This window comes from Deinococcus fonticola (assembly GCF_004634215.1).
In the GTDB taxonomy this organism is placed as follows: domain Bacteria; phylum Deinococcota; class Deinococci; order Deinococcales; family Deinococcaceae; genus Deinococcus; species Deinococcus fonticola.
The window spans coordinates 109443-124651 of record NZ_SMMH01000005.1; the positions used below are offsets into that span (position 1 = coordinate 109443).

Annotated in this window: 13 protein-coding genes; 2 read left to right on the top strand and 11 right to left on the bottom strand. The window is 64.9% G+C overall.

Annotation, left to right across the window (positions count from 1 at the left end; genetic code table 11):
- Window positions 1–68: 68 nt before the first annotated feature.
- The 4 genes from E5Z01_RS04760 to E5Z01_RS04775 all read right to left on the bottom strand — a co-directional run bounded on the left by E5Z01_RS04760 (window position 69) and on the right by E5Z01_RS04775 (window position 4899).
- Complete coding sequence (locus tag E5Z01_RS04760; protein WP_135228316.1) at window positions 69–1703, bottom strand: CTP synthase; 1635 nt, start codon at window positions 1701–1703, stop codon at window positions 69–71.
- Window positions 1704–1836: 133 nt separating this feature from the next.
- Window positions 1837–2499, bottom strand: coding sequence for a site-2 protease family protein (locus tag E5Z01_RS04765; protein WP_135228317.1), 663 nt, complete (start codon window positions 2497–2499; stop codon window positions 1837–1839).
- Window positions 2500–2542: 43 nt separating this feature from the next.
- Complete coding sequence (locus E5Z01_RS04770) at window positions 2543–3637, bottom strand: tRNA nucleotidyltransferase/poly(A) polymerase family protein (RefSeq protein ID WP_240738189.1); 1095 nt, start codon at window positions 3635–3637, stop codon at window positions 2543–2545.
- Complete coding sequence (locus E5Z01_RS04775) at window positions 3634–4899, bottom strand: S1C family serine protease (protein WP_135228318.1); 1266 nt, start codon at window positions 4897–4899, stop codon at window positions 3634–3636. Before E5Z01_RS04775 ends, E5Z01_RS04770 begins: the two co-directional genes overlap by 4 nt.
- A gap of 78 nt (window positions 4900–4977) precedes the next feature.
- On the opposite strand from E5Z01_RS04775, the gene E5Z01_RS04780 reads away from it, so the two are divergent.
- Together E5Z01_RS04780 and E5Z01_RS04785 are read left to right on the top strand one after the other, a co-directional pair.
- Window positions 4978–6000 (top strand): nucleotidyltransferase domain-containing protein, encoded by a 1023-nt coding sequence (locus tag E5Z01_RS04780; RefSeq protein WP_135228319.1) that lies wholly within the window; start codon window positions 4978–4980, stop codon window positions 5998–6000.
- Window positions 6001–6089: 89 nt separating this feature from the next.
- Window positions 6090–6782 (top strand): Bax inhibitor-1/YccA family protein, encoded by a 693-nt coding sequence (locus tag E5Z01_RS04785; protein ID WP_135228320.1) that lies wholly within the window; start codon window positions 6090–6092, stop codon window positions 6780–6782.
- A 67-nt stretch (window positions 6783–6849) separates the two neighbouring features.
- Here E5Z01_RS04785 and E5Z01_RS04790 read toward each other — a convergent pair whose 3' ends face one another.
- From E5Z01_RS04790 to E5Z01_RS04820, 7 genes are all read right to left on the bottom strand, one after another.
- A complete protein-coding gene (locus tag E5Z01_RS04790) occupies window positions 6850–7170 on the bottom strand; it encodes a formate dehydrogenase subunit delta (RefSeq protein WP_135228321.1) in 321 nt (106 codons plus the stop codon).
- 123 nt (window positions 7171–7293) lie between these two features.
- Window positions 7294–10140: a formate dehydrogenase subunit alpha gene (gene fdhF, locus E5Z01_RS04795; RefSeq protein WP_135228322.1), complete on the bottom strand. Its 2847-nt coding sequence runs from the start codon at window positions 10138–10140 to the stop codon at window positions 7294–7296.
- Window positions 10137–11702: an NADH-ubiquinone oxidoreductase-F iron-sulfur binding region domain-containing protein gene (locus tag E5Z01_RS04800; protein WP_205750465.1), complete on the bottom strand. Its 1566-nt coding sequence runs from the start codon at window positions 11700–11702 to the stop codon at window positions 10137–10139. Before E5Z01_RS04800 ends, fdhF begins: the two co-directional genes overlap by 4 nt.
- Window positions 11699–12139: an NAD(P)H-dependent oxidoreductase subunit E gene (locus E5Z01_RS04805; protein ID WP_135228323.1), complete on the bottom strand. Its 441-nt coding sequence runs from the start codon at window positions 12137–12139 to the stop codon at window positions 11699–11701. The genes E5Z01_RS04800 and E5Z01_RS04805 overlap by 4 nt, the downstream gene beginning before the upstream one ends.
- A gap of 107 nt (window positions 12140–12246) precedes the next feature.
- Window positions 12247–12747: a hypothetical protein gene (locus E5Z01_RS04810; protein ID WP_135228324.1), complete on the bottom strand. Its 501-nt coding sequence runs from the start codon at window positions 12745–12747 to the stop codon at window positions 12247–12249.
- Complete coding sequence (locus E5Z01_RS04815) at window positions 12744–14627, bottom strand: radical SAM protein (protein WP_205750466.1); 1884 nt, start codon at window positions 14625–14627, stop codon at window positions 12744–12746. Before E5Z01_RS04815 ends, E5Z01_RS04810 begins: the two co-directional genes overlap by 4 nt.
- Window positions 14624–15157, bottom strand: a complete 534-nt coding sequence (locus tag E5Z01_RS04820) for a hypothetical protein (protein ID WP_135228325.1) — start codon at window positions 15155–15157, stop codon at window positions 14624–14626. The genes E5Z01_RS04815 and E5Z01_RS04820 overlap by 4 nt, the downstream gene beginning before the upstream one ends.
- Window positions 15158–15209 lie beyond the last annotated feature (52 nt).

Genomic DNA, 15209 nt, shown 5'->3' on the forward strand with positions numbered 1-15209 from the left:
TAAGAGACCATCTTGTTCAAAGCGCCTTGTTTCCGCCCAGCGCCCTGGCCTGGCCTCCTGCTCACCACTTAAACCCGCTGGCCTTTCAGTGCGGCCTTCACGAAGCCGGCGAAGGGGGGGCTGGGGCGCATCGGGCGGCTCTTGAATTCGGGGTGGGCTTGCAGGGCCACGAAGTACGGGTGGTTGGCAATCTCGATACTCTCGACCAGGCCCGCGCCGCGTCCCTGCACGCCGGGCGTCACGCCGCTGATGGTCAGCCCCGCGGTCTTGAGCCGGTCGGTGTACGCGGGATTGACCTCGTAACGGTGGCGGTGGCGCTCTGTGACCGTGCCGCCCTGCGGAACGCCGTACAGCTCGGCAATTTTCGTGCCGGCGTTGAGCTGCATGGGCCAGTCGCCCAGGCGCATGGTGCCGCCCATGCCCTCGACTTCCAGCTGTTCAGGCATCAGGTCGATGACCTTGTCGGGCGCGTACTGGTCGAATTCGGCGCTGTTCGCCTCGGGCAGTCCGGCGACGTTGCGGGCGTACTCGATCACGGCCACCTGCATGCCCAGGCAGATGCCCAGGTAAGGCACGTCGTGCGTGCGGGCGTACTCGGCGGCCTTGATTTTCCCCTCGATGCCGCGAATCCCGAAGCCCCCCGGCACCAGAATGCCGTCGGCGTCTCCGAGTTGCTTTTCCAGTTCACCTGCGCCCGCCTCGGCCAGTTCCTCGGCGTTGATCCACTTGATGTTGACTTTCGCGTCGTTGGCGATGCCGGCGTGCGTGAGCGACTCCATCATGGACAGGTAGGCGTCGGGCATGGCGGTGTACTTCCCGGCAATGGCGATGGTGACCTCGTTGGCCGGTTGCTTCATGGTTTTCACGGCGTGCGTCCATACGCCCAGATTGGGCATGGTGCGCTCCAGGCCCAGCAGGTCTTCCACGGCCTTGCCCAGGCCCTGTTCCTCCAGTGCCAGGGGAACCTCGTACACGTGCGACACGTCGTAACTGGAGAACACGCGGTTTTCGCGCACACTCGTGAACTGCGCGATCTTGCGCGTGATTTCGGGCGGCAGCTTTTCCTTGCTGCGCACCATCACGATGTCCGGGCTGATGCCGTAAGAGCGCAGCGCCGCCACGCTGTGCTGGGTGGGTTTGGTCTTGAACTCATGGCTGGTGCCCAGGTACGGCACCAGCGTCAGGTGCAGGAACAGCACGTTCTCGTCGCCCTCGTCGAACCTGAACTGCCGGATCGCTTCCAGGAACGGCAGCGACTCGATGTCACCCACCGTGCCCCCCACCTCGATCAGCACGATTTCGGCGCCCGCCTTCTCGCCGGCAGCGCGAATGCGGCGTTTGATCTCGTCGGTCACGTGCGGAATGACCTGCACCGTCTGCGAGAGGTAATCCCCGGCGCGTTCCTTGCGGATCACCTCCTGGTACACCTGCCCGGTGGTAATGTTGCTGCCCGCCGGAACGTCCAGGTCAAGGAAGCGCTCGTAATTCCCGATGTCCAGGTCAGTTTCCGCGCCGGACGCCGTGACGAAACACTCGCCGTGCTCGTAGGGGCGCATGGTGCCCGCGTCGATGTTGATGTAGGGGTCAATTTTTACGGCAGTCACGCGGTAGCCCCGCGCCCGCAGCAGGGCGCCCAGGGACGCGCTTGCCACGCCTTTCCCGAGGCTGCTGACCACACCGCCAGTCACAAAAATGTATTTCATGGATTCCCTCCGGGGAATGCTCAGAACTTGAAAAGGTCAAAACGTCCAATCACCAGCCGGGAGCGCCCCAAAAAAAGAAATCCGGGGCGCTCGGCCTCCGGGATTTCATGGTAGCACGTGGGGAAGGGTCAGGTCAGAACACCAGGCTGAACGCCCAGTTTTGCACGGCGCTCAGCATGTTCCCGATGGGTTGGCGCAGCACGAAAAACACCAGGAACATGGAAATCAGGAAACTGGAGGGGTTGGCTTCAAACTGGTCGAAGGCGCGCTTGAGCGGCGGCACCAAGGCGCCCAGCAGGCGGCTGCCGTCCAGCGGCGGAATAGGAATCAGGTTGAACACCGCCAGGACAATGTTGGTGCCCAGAATGGTGATCAGGGCCAGGCCCACGAAACTCAGTTGCGCTTGCCCCGCCACGTTCGTTTCCACCAGCACTTCTCGCGGCAGAACTTTCATGATCAGGCCGCACACCAGCGCGATCAGGAGGTTGCTCAGGGGGCCGGCCGCCACCGCCCAGAACATCCCCCAGCGGCCCACCCGGTAAGGGTTGATGGGCACCGGCTTGGCGAACCCGAACCCGGCCACCAGCAGCATGATGGTGCCGAGGGGGTCGAGGTGCTTGAGGGGATTCAGGTTGACGCGATCCATCTGTTTGGGCGTCGGGTCGCCCAGTTTGTAGGCGGTGTAGGCGTGCGCGAACTCGTGGAAGGTCAGCGAGAGCAGCAGCACCCCGGCCACGATGACGAACAGCAATGGATTTTCGAACAGCAGGCCCAGCAGGCCGGGGAGGTTATTCATGTCCCCGTCATTCTACCCAGCGGCGGTGAAACGGAAGGGAGGGTCAATCGGGCGCGTTCTTAACGTAGTCACGCAGGGCCAGCTGTTCGTCCAGCTGGCTGTTGACACGCCCCGCACGGCGCAATTCGGCCAGATGGGTCAGCGCTTCCCCCACCTGCCTGCCCGCCGGGACGCCCAGCGCCAGCACGTCCTTTCCGGTCAGAGGAACGTAACTGTGCGGGTTGAGGATGGCGCGAAGTTGCCTTTCAGGCGTGCCGGGCGGGGAGAAGGTGTCCGACAGGGCGCGGGAGAGCAGCGCGGCGGGTTTGTCGCCCAACGAAAGGCGCTGCGCCAGGGCCGCGGCGTCCGGCGCGGTGGCGAGGAGGCCCGCCGCGTAAGTCTGCGGGTTCACGTCGGGCAGTTCGTCCAGCGCGGCCAGGACGCGAAGGTCCGGCAGCAATTCGCCCGCGCCCCACTCGCGGAGCTTCAGGGCCGCCAGGTAAGGGCGCGCCTCTTGCAACAGCAGTTTCAATTCGGCCCACAGGCGCGATGTTTGCGGGGCCATGTGCAGCGCGTCCTGCACCTGCTCCAGCAGTTCCGGCGTGGCCTGCAAGTCGAGCCGTGCCGCGATTCTGGCCCCGCGCACCAGCCGGCTGGCATCCTCGTGGAAGGAGTGCCGGTGAAGGGGCCGCAGGAGCCGCCGATCGAGGTCACGCTGTCCGCCGGCGACATCCAGCAATTCCGGTTCCGGGCCAAGACGTAACGCCAGGGCGTTCACGGTGAAATCGCGGCGGCGCAGGTCATCGGCCAGCGTGCCGGGTTCAGGCACGGGGTTCTGACCGGGAACGGGGTAGCTTTCGCGCCTGGCCCGCACCAGATCGGCAAACCGTCCGTCTGGCAGGTGAAGCGTCGCATTCTGAAAAGCCGGGTGATACACGAACGGCCATCCGCTGGCGTGGGCCAGTTCCTCGACCTGTACGCCGTCCACCACCACATCCAGGTCGAGCGGCGTGACACCCAGCAGCGCGTCGCGCACCGCCCCGCCCACCAGGGCCACCTGGGCCGCCGGGCCGGCCAGACCCGCCAGTTCCGTCAGCCACGCCTGATCCCCGGGCCGCAGCCGCGCCAGGATGTCCTTGCCGCTCAGCCGTTCACTCACCGGAAGGCCGCAGCGTCCAGCGTGACTTTCACGTCGCGGGTCTTGCCGGCGTTCCAGACCTTCAGGGTCACACTGTCGCCCTGCTTGCGGTCGATCAGGACGGCCTGCAGGTCTTCGAGGCCGTCCACCGCTTTGCCGTTCACGGCGGTGATGACGTCCCCGCCCAGGCTCACGGCGCCGCCCCGGAACTGCTGCTCGCGGGTGCCGCCCCTGAGTCCGGCCCGGGCGGCGGGCAGGCCGGGCGTCACCGCGCCCACCATGATGCCGGCGTCCGGCAGTCGCCACTCCTGGCGGGCGGCGGCGCTCAGGGCACTGACTCCCACAGGGATGAAGCCCTGGCCCGTCTGCGCCAGCAGTCCAGCCTTGATGCCGAGTTGCGGGGCGCTGACCAGGCCGCCCTTCGCCGCTTGCAGGCGCGGCAGCAGGTTTCTGGCCACGTTCACCGGAATGGCGAAGCCCACCCCGGCGCTCTGGCCCACGCCCGTGCTCTGCCCGCTGGGGCTGTAGATCTGCGTGTTGATGCCGATGACGTTTCCGGCGCTGTCCAGCAGCGGCCCCCCGGAGTTGCCGGGGTTGATGGCGGCGTCGGTCTGAATGGCTTTTTGCGTGATGCCCTGGCCGCCCAGGCCAAAGCCGATCGGGATCTGCCGCGCCACGCTGCTCACGATGCCTTCGGACACGCTGAAATCCAGGCCGAACGGTGCCCCCATGGCGATGACCTTCTGCCCGGCCTTCAGGGCGTCACTGTTGCCCAGCGGCATGGGCCGGATCAGCCCAGCCTCCAGACAGGAGGGGCGAATCAGCGCCAGGTCGTACTGCGGCGCCATGCCGATCACTTTGGCCGTCACGGCTTTGCTGCTGCCCATCACGCGCACGGTGATGCGGCTGGCCCCGCCGCCGTCACCGGCCACCACGTGGTAATTCGTGAGAATGTCGCCGGCCCGGTTCACGAAGAACCCGCTGCCCACGCCGCGCTGCACCTGCGTCTGGGCGCCGCCTTCCATCATCCAGGCGAACGGATCCTGGGTGGTCACGTCCTGCTCGGTGCTGATGTACACCAGGCCCGGCTCGTACTTCGCCACGATCTGCATGGTGTTGCGTTCGTTTTCCAGCCGCCCGGCCGCTTCCGCCTGCACCAGCGCCGGCCCGCTGGGCTGCCGCGCCACGCGGGCGTCCCCCACCGGCACCTGATCCCTGAGCAGCGTGGCCCCCAGCCCCAGGCCCAGCACCACCAGCAGAACCGCCATTCCCCTTGACTTCATGCCGCGCATTATTCCAGCCGTGACATTAAGCCAGATGACAGATGCTTTCAGGCCCGCGCCGCGCTTGACTGGAAGGTGATGCATGCGCTGCAAGAGGCCACGGAAGCCCTGAAAAAGACCCTGGGCGATTTTCTCGACCGTGGCCGTGAGGACGGCGTGTTCTTCGTGCAGGCAGGCGGCCCCGGCAGTGTCCCGGCCCTGAGCGATCTGGACGTGCCGGAGCTTCACGTGGACGTGCTGCCCGGCGAGTTGAGCGAGCAGCAACGCAGCGGGCTTTTGCAAGTGGGCTATGTCCCGGACAGCGGGCACTGGGTGCATCCGGGCGGGTGGCGCCTGGTGTTCCCGGATCACGGAACGGGCTGGCGGGCCGAGCAGCAGGCGCTGGCCTCCCTGTTAAGCGCGGACAACGGCGCCGCCGCAGGGTACCGCCACGTTTTCGAGGCGCAGGGCCGCCGCGCCGCTGACCACGCTTTCGCAGACGCCGCCCTGCGGCACCACGCCCGGACGGTCGGGTTCAGCCCCGCTGAATTCATCGCACAGACCCTCGCGCCCCTGGACGCCCCGTGGATGTTCGCGGCCGGGGTGGCCCTCGACCTGCACCTGGGCCGCGTGGCCCGCCCGCACGACGATGTGGACATCGTTTTTCCCCGCGAACGGCAACCGGATCTGCTGGCCCTGCTGCGGGCCGGCGGCTGGCGCACCGACGCCCCCCTGGACGGCACCTACCAGCCGTGGACGGCCCCGCTGGAGCCCCCTCACCACCAGGTGCATGCGCGGCACCCCGACCTGCCGGACGTGATCCTGGCGGACTTCATGTTCACCGACCTGTCAGGCGAACGCTGGCATTACCGCCGTGACCCCGGCATAACCCTGCCCCTCAGCGAGGCCAGGCGGCACGCTGAAAATGGGCTGCCTTACCTGGCCCCGCAGGCCGCCCTGCTGTTCAAGTCCGCCACCAGCGGCGGCCAGCCCCGCCCCAAGGATGAACAGGACTTCCGGCGCAGCCTGCCCACCCTCAGCACCCCGGAAAAGGAGTGGCTGGCCCAGCAGGTGGCCCGCACAACGGCCCAGCACCCCTGGCTGGCCGCCCTGGAAAGATGAGGAGCGCGGGCCCCCCGCCAGCGATATTTCCCGGCGACCTTCACGCCGTTGGGAACTTTTTTCACCCGTTCAGCGTATACAGTGACGGTATGCAAAATTACCCCTCGACTTTGAATACAGCCGGCCGGGCGGATCTGGTTCGCACGTTCATGGCCCGCACCTACTCGTGGATGACCGCTGGCCTGGCCCTGAGCGCCGGCATCGCCTGGATCACCGCGAGTAACATGAATTTCGCCCTTCAGGTGGCCCAGTGGCGGCTGCCCCTGCTGCTGGGGCAACTGGCACTGGTGTTCGTCCTGAGCCTCTTCGCGCAGCGCCTGCCCAGCGCCATTGCCGGGCTGCTGTTCATCGCCTACGCTGCCATGACCGGCCTGACCTTCAGCAGCCTCCTGATGGTGTACGACCTGCAAAGCGTGTTCGCCGCCTTTGCCACCGCCGCCGGCACCTTCGGGGCCATGACCGTCGCCGGGCTCACCATCAAGAAAGACCTCAGCGGATTCGGACGCTTCTTCATGTTCGCGGTGATCGGCCTGCTGGTCGCCATGATCGTGAATATGTTCATCGGCGGCACGGCGCTGACCCTGGGCATCAGCGTGGTGGGCGTGCTGCTGTTCGCGGGCCTGACCGTGTACGACACCCAGATGCTGCGCAAGCTGGCCCTGAGCGGCGTGGAAGGCGAAATGGCCGAACGGGCCGCCATCAACGGCGCCCTGCAGCTCTACCTCGATTTCATCAACATGTTCCTGTTCCTGCTGCGTCTGTTCGGCGGCAGCCGCAACTGAGCCAGAACCAAGCCAAGTAGAAACCAGAATCCCCCGCCCTGGCTGTGGCGGGGGGTTCTGCTGTGCTTTACCCGGCGTCGGACGCCCCAGGAATGTCCTCGGTGGCGCGGGTCTGGTGGGCGGGTGCGCCCCGGTCATGCAGGAGCTGCAAGGCGGCGTGGGCGGCGGGCGAGAGGCCACACTCTCCGGTTTCGCAAGCCTGAAACAGTTTTTCCTTCATGCGCCTGTCCCAGAAACTGTGGATGTGGTCGGCGGTCGCCACGGCGGCGCGTTCATGGCCGATGGCCGTGAAGTTCCGGGCGATTTCGTTCGCCATGCGGACTAAACGGTCATTCCAGTCGGCGTACTGTTCAGAAGTGGTCTGGTCAGGAGTGGGGTGTTCAGTCATCTCCAAACTCCTTCATTCCCGTGATGCCCCCGGAAGAACGCCAGGCGCATCCCTACCATTACGAAGTTTGACCTTTCCCGACTCGCTCTGCTCGGAAAAGCCGCCTTCCTTGAAGCCGTCTTTTCAGGATTCATTACTCACCTCGATGCGGCGTGAGGCTTCGGTGTGGGCGCGGTAGTTCTCCTGCCAGCCGCTGGGGGCGTGGGCGGGCGTGACCTGCACGGCGGTGACCTTGTACTCGGGGCAGTTGGTGGCCCAGTCGGAAAAGTCGGTGGTGACCACGTTGGCCTGCGTGTCCGGGTGGTGGAAGGTGGTGTACACCACGCCGGGAGCGACGCGGTCTGTAATGAGGGCGCGGAGGGTGGTTTCCCCGGCGCGGCTGGCGAGTTTCACCCAGTCACCGTCCTTCAGGCCGCGGTTTTCCGCGTCGGTGGGGTGGATTTCCAGGCGGTCTTCGGGGTGCCAGGCGGTGTTGGCGGTGCGGCGCGTCTGGGCGCCCACGTTGTACTGCGACAGAATGCGCCCGGTGGTCAGCAGCAGAGGGTAACGCGGCCCAGTGCGCTCGTCGGTGGGAATGTAGCCCGTGGCCATGAACTTTCCTTTGCCACGCACGAAAGCGTCCACGTGCATGATCGGTGACCCGAGGTGATCCTCGCCCGTCACGGGCCATTGCAGCGAGCCGTGCATCTCGATGCGGTGGTGACTGACCCCGGCGAAGGTGGGCGTCAGGCGGGCAATTTCCCCCATGATCTGCGCGGAGCTGGTGTAGTTCCAGTCGCAGCCCAGCGCGCGCGCGAGCAGTTGTGTCACCTGCCAGTCCTCATAGCCGTTGGCGGGTTCCATCACCTTGCGCACCATCTGAATGCGGCGTTCGGCGTTCGTGAACGTCCCGGTTTTCTCCAGAAAGGTGGAGCCGGGCAGGAACACGTGCGCGTAATTGGCGGTCTCGTTCAGGAAGAGGTCGTGGACGATGACGCACTCCATCGCCGCCAGGCCCGCCGCCACGTGTTTGGTGTCCGGGTCACTTTGCAGGATGTCCTCGCCCTGGATGTACAGGCCCTTGAAGGTGCCGTCCAGCGCGGCGTCTAGCATGTTGGGGATGCGCAGGCCGGGTTCGGGGTCGAGGGTCACACCCCAGTCCTCCTCGAATTGCGTGCGGACTTCCGTGTCGCTGATGTGGCGGTAGCCGGGGAGTTCGTGCGGGAAGCTGCCCATGTCGCAACTGCCTTGCACGTTGTTCTGCCCGCGCAGGGGGTTGACGCCCACGCCCGGCCGCCCGATGTTGCCGGTCGCCATGGCCAGGTTGGCAATCGCCATGACCGTGCTGCTGCCCTGGCTGTGCTCGGTGACGCCCAGGCCGTAGTAGATCGCGCCGTTGCCCCCGGTGGCGAAAAGGCGTGCCGCGCCGCGCAGGTCAGCGGCCGGCACGCGGGTCACCGCTTCCAGCGTTTCGGGGCTGTGGCGTTCGTTCGACACGAAGTCGGCCCACTCCTGAAACTCGTCCCAGTCGCAGCGTGTCCGGATAAAGTCCTCGTCGGCCAGTCCCTCGGTCACGATCACGTGGGCCAGCGCAGTCAGCACAGCCACGTTTGTGCCGGGTTGCAAGGGCAGGTGGTAAGCCGCCTCGATGTGCGGACTTTTCACCAGGTCGATGCGGCGCGGGTCGATGACGATCAGTTTTGCGCCCTGCCGCAGGCGTTGTTTCATCTTGCTGCCGAACACCGGGTGCGCGTCGGTGGGGTTCGCGCCGATCACCAGCAGGACGTCGCTGAACATCACGCTGTCGAAGTCCTGCGTGCCGGCGCTGGTGCCGAAGGTGGTTTTCAGGCCGTACCCGGTGGGGCTGTGGCACACGCGGGCGCAGGTGTCCACGTTGTTGGTGCCGAAGCCCGCCCGCACCAGTTTCTGCACCAGGAAGGTCTCCTCGTTGGTGCAGCGGCTGGACGTGATGCCGCCCAGGGCGCCGGGGCCGTGCTGCTCACGGATGGCGTTCAGTTTCATGGCCGCGTAAGTCAGGGCTTCATCCCACGACACTTCGCGCCACGGGTCGGTGATGTTCTCGCGGATCATCGGCTTCGTAATGCGTTCGGCGTGGTTGGCGTAACCCCACGCGAAGCGGCCCTTCACGCAACTGTGCCCGTGGTTGGCCTTCCCGTCCTTCCAGGGCACCATGCGCACCAGTTGTTCGCCGCGCATCTCGGCGCGGAAGGTGCAGCCCACACCGCAGTACGCGCAGGTGGTCACGACGCTGCGTTCGGGCTTGCCGATGATCTTGATGGCCTTCTCGTTCAGTGTGGCGGTGGGGCAGGCCTGCACGCACGCGCCGCAGGACACGCACTCGGACGACAGGAAGTTGTCGCTGGACGTTCCCGCCGACACCATGCTGGCGAAGCCGCGCCCGTCGATGGTCAGGGCGAAGGTGCCCTGCACCTCGTCGCACGCCCGCACGCAGCGCGAGCACACGATGCACTTGCTGGGATCGAAGTCGAAGTACGGGTTACTGGTGTCCGTCGGCTGTTTGAGGTGGTTCGCGCCCTCGTAGCCATAACGCACGTCACGCAGGCCCACTGCCGCCGCCTGATCCTGCAACTCGCAGTCGCCGTTGGCGCTGCACGTCAGGCAGTCCAGCGGGTGATCCGAGATGTACAGTTCCATCACGCCGCGGCGCAGTTTCTCCAGCGCGGGCGACTGGGTGCGCACAGTCATGCCCGCGCTGACCAGCGTGGTGCAGGACGCCGGGTAACCCCGCATCCCCTCCACCTCGACCAGGCACAGGCGGCACGACCCGAACGCCTGCACGTTATCGGTGGCGCACAGCTTCGGGATGGAGCCGCCCGACACGGCCGCGGCCCGCATCACGCTGGTGCCGGCCGGAACAGTCACGCTGCGGCCATCGATGGTCAAACTCACGGAGTCGGTGGACAGACTCGGCGGCGTGCCGAGGTCATCCTGCGGGCGATAAGGGGTCATGCGGATGCTCCTTCCACCAGTTCACGGGTGAGTCCAAAGTCTTCGGGCCAGAAGCGCAGGGCGCTCATGACGGGGTAGGGGGTAAAGCCGCCCAGGGCGCACAGGCTGCCGTATTTCATGGTGTCGCACAGGTCGGTGAGCAGGGCGACTTCATCCACGTGCGACCTGCCCGCGGTGGTGGCGTTGTGCATTTGCGGCAACCCTTCCACGGCATCGACCGGCCGGCCGTTTCCGCTGATGATTCTGTCCATGATCTCGCGCCCGCGCACGGCTCCAATTCGGCAGGGGGTGCATTTGCCGCAGGATTCCTCGGCGCAGAAGTGCATGGCGAAGCGGGCCAGGCGGGCCATGTCGGCCGTGTCGTCGAACACGACGATGCCGCCGTGACCGATCAGGGCGCCTGCCCCAGCGTAGGTTTCGTAGTCGAACTGGATGTCGAACTGATCGAGGGGAATGTACGCGCCGAGTGGCCCGCCGACCTGCACGGCCTTGATGGGTCTGCCGCTGGCGGTGCTGCCGCCGATGTCCTCCACCAGTTCGCGCAGGCTCATGCCGAAGCCGGCTTCAAAGAGACCGCCGTATTTGATGTTTCCGGCGAGTTGCACGGGCATGGTTCCGCGTGAGCGTCCCAGGCCGAAGTTGGCGTATTTTTCCGGCCCGTCCGCGATGATGTGCGGCACGGCGGCGAGGGTCAGGACGTTGTTCACGACGGTGGGAAGGCCGAACAGTCCGGCAATGGCAGGCAGCGGCGGCTTGGCCCTGACTTCCCCGCGTCTCCCTTCCAGGCTGTTCAGGAGGGAGGTTTCCTCGCCGCACACGTAAGCACCCGCGCCGACGCGCACCTCCAGCGTGAACGGAGCGACAATTTCGCGGCTGGCTTCAATGGCGGCCCGCATGGTTTTGATGGCGTGCGGGTACTCGCTGCGCAGGTAAATGAAGCCTTTTCCCGCACCCACCGCCAGTCCGGCAATCGCCATGCCCTCGATGAGCTGGAAGGGGTCGCCTTCCATGACCATTCTGTCCGCGAAGGTGCCGCTGTCGCCCTCGTCGGCGTTGCACACGATGTACTTTTCCGTGCAGGGGGCTGCCGCGACGGTTTTCCACTTGATTCCTGCCGGGAAGCCCGCTCCGCCACGCCCCCGCAGGCCGGAAGCGGTGACCTGCTCGACAATCGTTTCCGGCGCGAGTTCCCGCGCCTTTTGCAGCCCACGCCAGCCGCCCGTCGCCCCGTAATCGTCCAGGCTCAGGGGGCGGGTTTTGCCGGCACGGGCGAAGGTCAGGCGCATCTGACGGGCAATGAACGGGTGCTCCTCGATTTTTCCGATACTGAGGGTCTTATCACCGTGCAGGATGGCCGCGACATCGCCTGGGGCAACCGGCCCGAAGCCCTCACCGCCGATGTCGACCAGCGGTTCCAGCCAGTGCATTCCCCAGCTGGACACCCGCTGCACCTCGCAGCCCGCGCGCTGAAAAGTAGCCGCCACCGCATCCGCCCCGCAGGCCAGTGCCAAGGAATCGGCGGCGACGCGCACGGTCATCGGTGCTGTTTGGGGAGGCGTCATGATTTCACCCCGGCCAGTTGCTGGAGTTTTTCGGCGTCCAGGTGGGCTTGAACGGCGCCCCCCACCAGGGCATTAGGCCCCACGCTACACAGCCCCAGACAATAGACGCTGTCCAGCGCCACCCGCTGCGTGAAATCGTCGGGCAGCGCGGCTATGAGCCCCTCCACACCGCGCGCCTGGCAGGCCTCGGCGCGGCATAACTTGATCACCGGCCTGCTCTCCGGCTGGGTGCGAAAATCATGGTAGAAACTCACCACCCCCTGCACCTCCGCCCGACCGAGGTTAAGCGCCGCCGCCAGCGCCCGGATGGCCTCCTCGGAAATGAAGCCCACCTCGGCCTGAAGGTCGTGCAGCAGGGGCAGCAGAGCATCCTGGCGCGCCCCGTGCCGCTCGACCAGGGCCGCCACGCAGGCCGCATGAGATGAAAACTCGTTCATGGATGACGGCATTTTAACCCCGCCGAGCCCACACTCACCGCAACGGTCATGGGAACGAACCAAGAGGCCGGCTAAATATTGAAGCCGCTCAGGGTTTTACATGAAAATCAGCCGTTGTTATTATTATTGTTGTTGTTATTGTTATTATTATTGTTGTTGCTGTAATGGCCGCCACTGCGGCTTCCCCGGCCATTCCCACCGCGGCCCCGGCGGCCGAGCATCCCCAGAATTCCCCGCGCCCCCGTTGCAGGCGGATTGGGCAGATTCAGACCACTGGTTTTCTGAATCCTGCCCCCCTGGTACGCGGTGGGGTCGATGGCGGAAATGCGCGTGCCGTCCGTCCAGGCGCTCACGGCACTCTGGCTGCTGAGGGGAAAACTGCCGCGCAACTGGCCACCGCTGTGCAGGTACAGTCCGGCGTGATTAAACACCACGTAGGCGCTGCCGGGCTTCTGGCGGGCCAGCCAGTTCACTATGGTGCTTTCCAAATTGGCACGCTCGCTGGCCTCCAGCCGGGGAATCGTGTTCAGAAACTGTTCGACCGTGAAGGCCACGCGCCGCAGGTGGTCGGGGCTGGCCGGGGACTGTGAAACGGGCGCTTGCGTCATTCGTTCTCCTTCAGGTAATAGAATTCGGCGTTCTGGAAGGGCAGATTGATGGCCTGGATGTGGTAGAAGGCGTTGTTCTTCTGTTTCAGGTAATGGTAGTCGCGCAGGGCGCTGGTGGTCACCAGCAGGTTATTCAGCACACCCCGCTGGTAAAGGTGAGAATGAGCCCGCAGAATCGGCCCCAGGTCGGCGTACAGGTAGTTTTCACTGTATGAACTGGGCAAAAGGTGATCCAGCCACAACTGGTAGGTGAACAGGTGCGCCTGCTTGGTGCGGGCTTCGTCCCCGTAGACCACCGGACTGTCGCGCAGCAGTTGCACGTACAGGGTGTTGCGGTGCGCTTCCCCACCTGCCAGCAGGTCACGGTGAACATGCAGACCGACCGGATCGTTTTCGGCCACCGTCAGCAGCAGGCGTTCGGGCTTCAGAATCTGGGAAGCCAGCGCCAGCACCTCGCCGCCGTGTTCCAGCAGGAAAGCGTCTTCACGGTAGAGCTGTTGCAAGGTCTCATCCTGCTCGATGATTTTCAGCAGTTCGTTCTTCTCGTCGTACAGGTCGTTGGGCAGTACCAGTCTTTGCGGGGCCAGGGTCGGTAGGCCCTCCAGGTGCAGGGTCGGGTGCATCTGCGCGGCGTAGGCAGCAGCGTACTCGCGCTGCTCCTCCGGCGGATCGGCAGGAAAACTGAGGGGCTGATCGGCGTACATCTGCCGTTGCAGGTCACAAGTATAGGACTGGCCGTGCTGACGCTGGAATTTCACCACCGCGCAGCCGGTGTGGCAGGTGGACAGGTGCCCGCAGCCCTGGCAATGCTCGTCGAACCCGAAACGCTGGTGCATCAGGCTGATCTTGTGCGCACCGGTCTGCAGGATCTGTTCCACGCTGTCGGTGAAGATGTTGCCGTAATGAAACTCAGGAATGCCCTGGCCGCGCACGCACGAGTACACGTTCCCGTCGCTTTGCAGCAGGTAGAACTTCTCGCCGCAGTTGAAGGCATTGGTGCAGTAAGACGGCGAGAATTCATCGAACCAGTTGCGGCGCAGTCCTTCTTCCAGTTCGGTGCCCATGAACTGCTCGTGCAGGGCGTGGTAAAGCGCCAGCTGACCGGGAGCGTGCACCGGCTGCAAAGGAACTTTGTTCGGGTCTTCGCTGTTCAGGGCCGACTCGAACGCAAACATCAGGTTCATGTTGTTCATGTCGAAGCCCAGTTCACGGTGGATGTACCAGATGTCCTGCACGATGGCATCTACATCTTCCAGGTGAACCGCCGACAGGGTGGCCGAAATTTTGCTGTTGTGAGGGTAAGCGGCCAGCAAGCGCAGGTTCTCCTCGGTGCGGTCGCGCCAGCCCTTGCCGTCGCGGCGCAGGCGGTAACGGTCATGCAGCGCCAACGGCAGGTCGATACTGGCACTCACGGAGACCTTGTGCCGCCGGAACAGCTCCAGCAGGGGCGCGAAGCGGAACAGGTTAGTCTTGATGTGCGGCGCGGCCTTGCGGTACCCCAGCGCGTTCAACTCGTCGAAATGCTGGCGGTAATGCCCGCGAATGATCGTGAACAGCTCGTCCAGCACCGGCACCGGCAGGGTGGTGACCTCGCCGCCATGCAGGGAGACGTTGAATGGCAGCACGTTCGCCGCCTCGAACTTCTCCAGCGCGAACCGCAAGGTGCTCACGGCGCGGGTAATGTCCAGTTTCAGGTCGGCGGTGCTGGTCTGCTGCCCCAGGTAGCAGTAGCTGCAATCCAGGTTGCAATACACCGTGGGCACGTACAGCAGGTGAATGTGCCGCCGCGCCGCGACCTCAGAACCGGAGACCACCGGGCCACGCAGAAAGTCCGGCGGCGTGTCCTCCAGTTGGATGAGAGGAGAGACGGGTTGACTCATGCCTGCACCGCCACTGGCGCGTCAGCAGGTAACGGCAACACGGGAAGGGCCACCTGCGGGGCCTGCTGCCCCACCGCACGCGTAATGCGCGCCACCACCTTGTCGAACTTCTTCTGCCTGTTCGCGTCGATCTTGTGCTGCTTGCGGGCATTGGTGGGAAAGTTCTTGCGGTCTAACACGAACTGTTTTTTCAGTTTGCCTTGCAGGTAATCGATGGTGAGCGTGCCCGCCTGATCCTTCAGGGTCAACGCCTCCACGTTCTGAAAGTACACGATGTTTGGGCCGCAGATCAGGTAACGCGGGAACAGTTCAATTTTTTTCTTCCTGCTGAACGTTGCCGCTGGCAGAATGATGGTCATCAGAGCGACGGGAATCCCCCCTAACTCTCCAAAGGCAGGCAACCCGTAACGGAAGAACCAACCCCACGCCAGTACCAGCAGGATCACTGTGAATAGGCGACTCAGCTTCTGCTTTAGCGTGAGCGGCAGTTTCTCCGGGTAGTCGTACTTGTAGGTATCACCGTCCGACATACGCCATTCTGCTTCATACGTGTCAGCCCGTCATGACGATTTGCCGTCCCGA

Coding starts and splice junctions, on each gene's coding strand:
- E5Z01_RS04760 (WP_135228316.1), bottom strand. CDS start 1,703: ATGAAATACATTTTTGTGACTGGCGGTGTGGTCAGCAGCCTCGGGAAA.
- E5Z01_RS04765 (WP_135228317.1), bottom strand. CDS start 2,499: ATGAATAACCTCCCCGGCCTGCTGGGCCTGCTGTTCGAAAATCCATTG.
- E5Z01_RS04775 (WP_135228318.1), bottom strand. CDS start 4,899: ATGAAGTCAAGGGGAATGGCGGTTCTGCTGGTGGTGCTGGGCCTGGGG.
- E5Z01_RS04780 (WP_135228319.1), top strand. CDS start 4,978: ATGCATGCGCTGCAAGAGGCCACGGAAGCCCTGAAAAAGACCCTGGGC.
- E5Z01_RS04785 (WP_135228320.1), top strand. CDS start 6,090: ATGCAAAATTACCCCTCGACTTTGAATACAGCCGGCCGGGCGGATCTG.
- E5Z01_RS04790 (WP_135228321.1), bottom strand. CDS start 7,170: ATGACTGAACACCCCACTCCTGACCAGACCACTTCTGAACAGTACGCC.
- fdhF (WP_135228322.1), bottom strand. CDS start 10,140: ATGACCCCTTATCGCCCGCAGGATGACCTCGGCACGCCGCCGAGTCTG.
- E5Z01_RS04800 (WP_205750465.1), bottom strand. CDS start 11,702: ATGACGCCTCCCCAAACAGCACCGATGACCGTGCGCGTCGCCGCCGAT.
- E5Z01_RS04805 (WP_135228323.1), bottom strand. CDS start 12,139: ATGAACGAGTTTTCATCTCATGCGGCCTGCGTGGCGGCCCTGGTCGAG.
- E5Z01_RS04810 (WP_135228324.1), bottom strand. CDS start 12,747: ATGACGCAAGCGCCCGTTTCACAGTCCCCGGCCAGCCCCGACCACCTG.
- E5Z01_RS04815 (WP_205750466.1), bottom strand. CDS start 14,627: ATGAGTCAACCCGTCTCTCCTCTCATCCAACTGGAGGACACGCCGCCG.
- E5Z01_RS04820 (WP_135228325.1), bottom strand. CDS start 15,157: ATGTCGGACGGTGATACCTACAAGTACGACTACCCGGAGAAACTGCCG.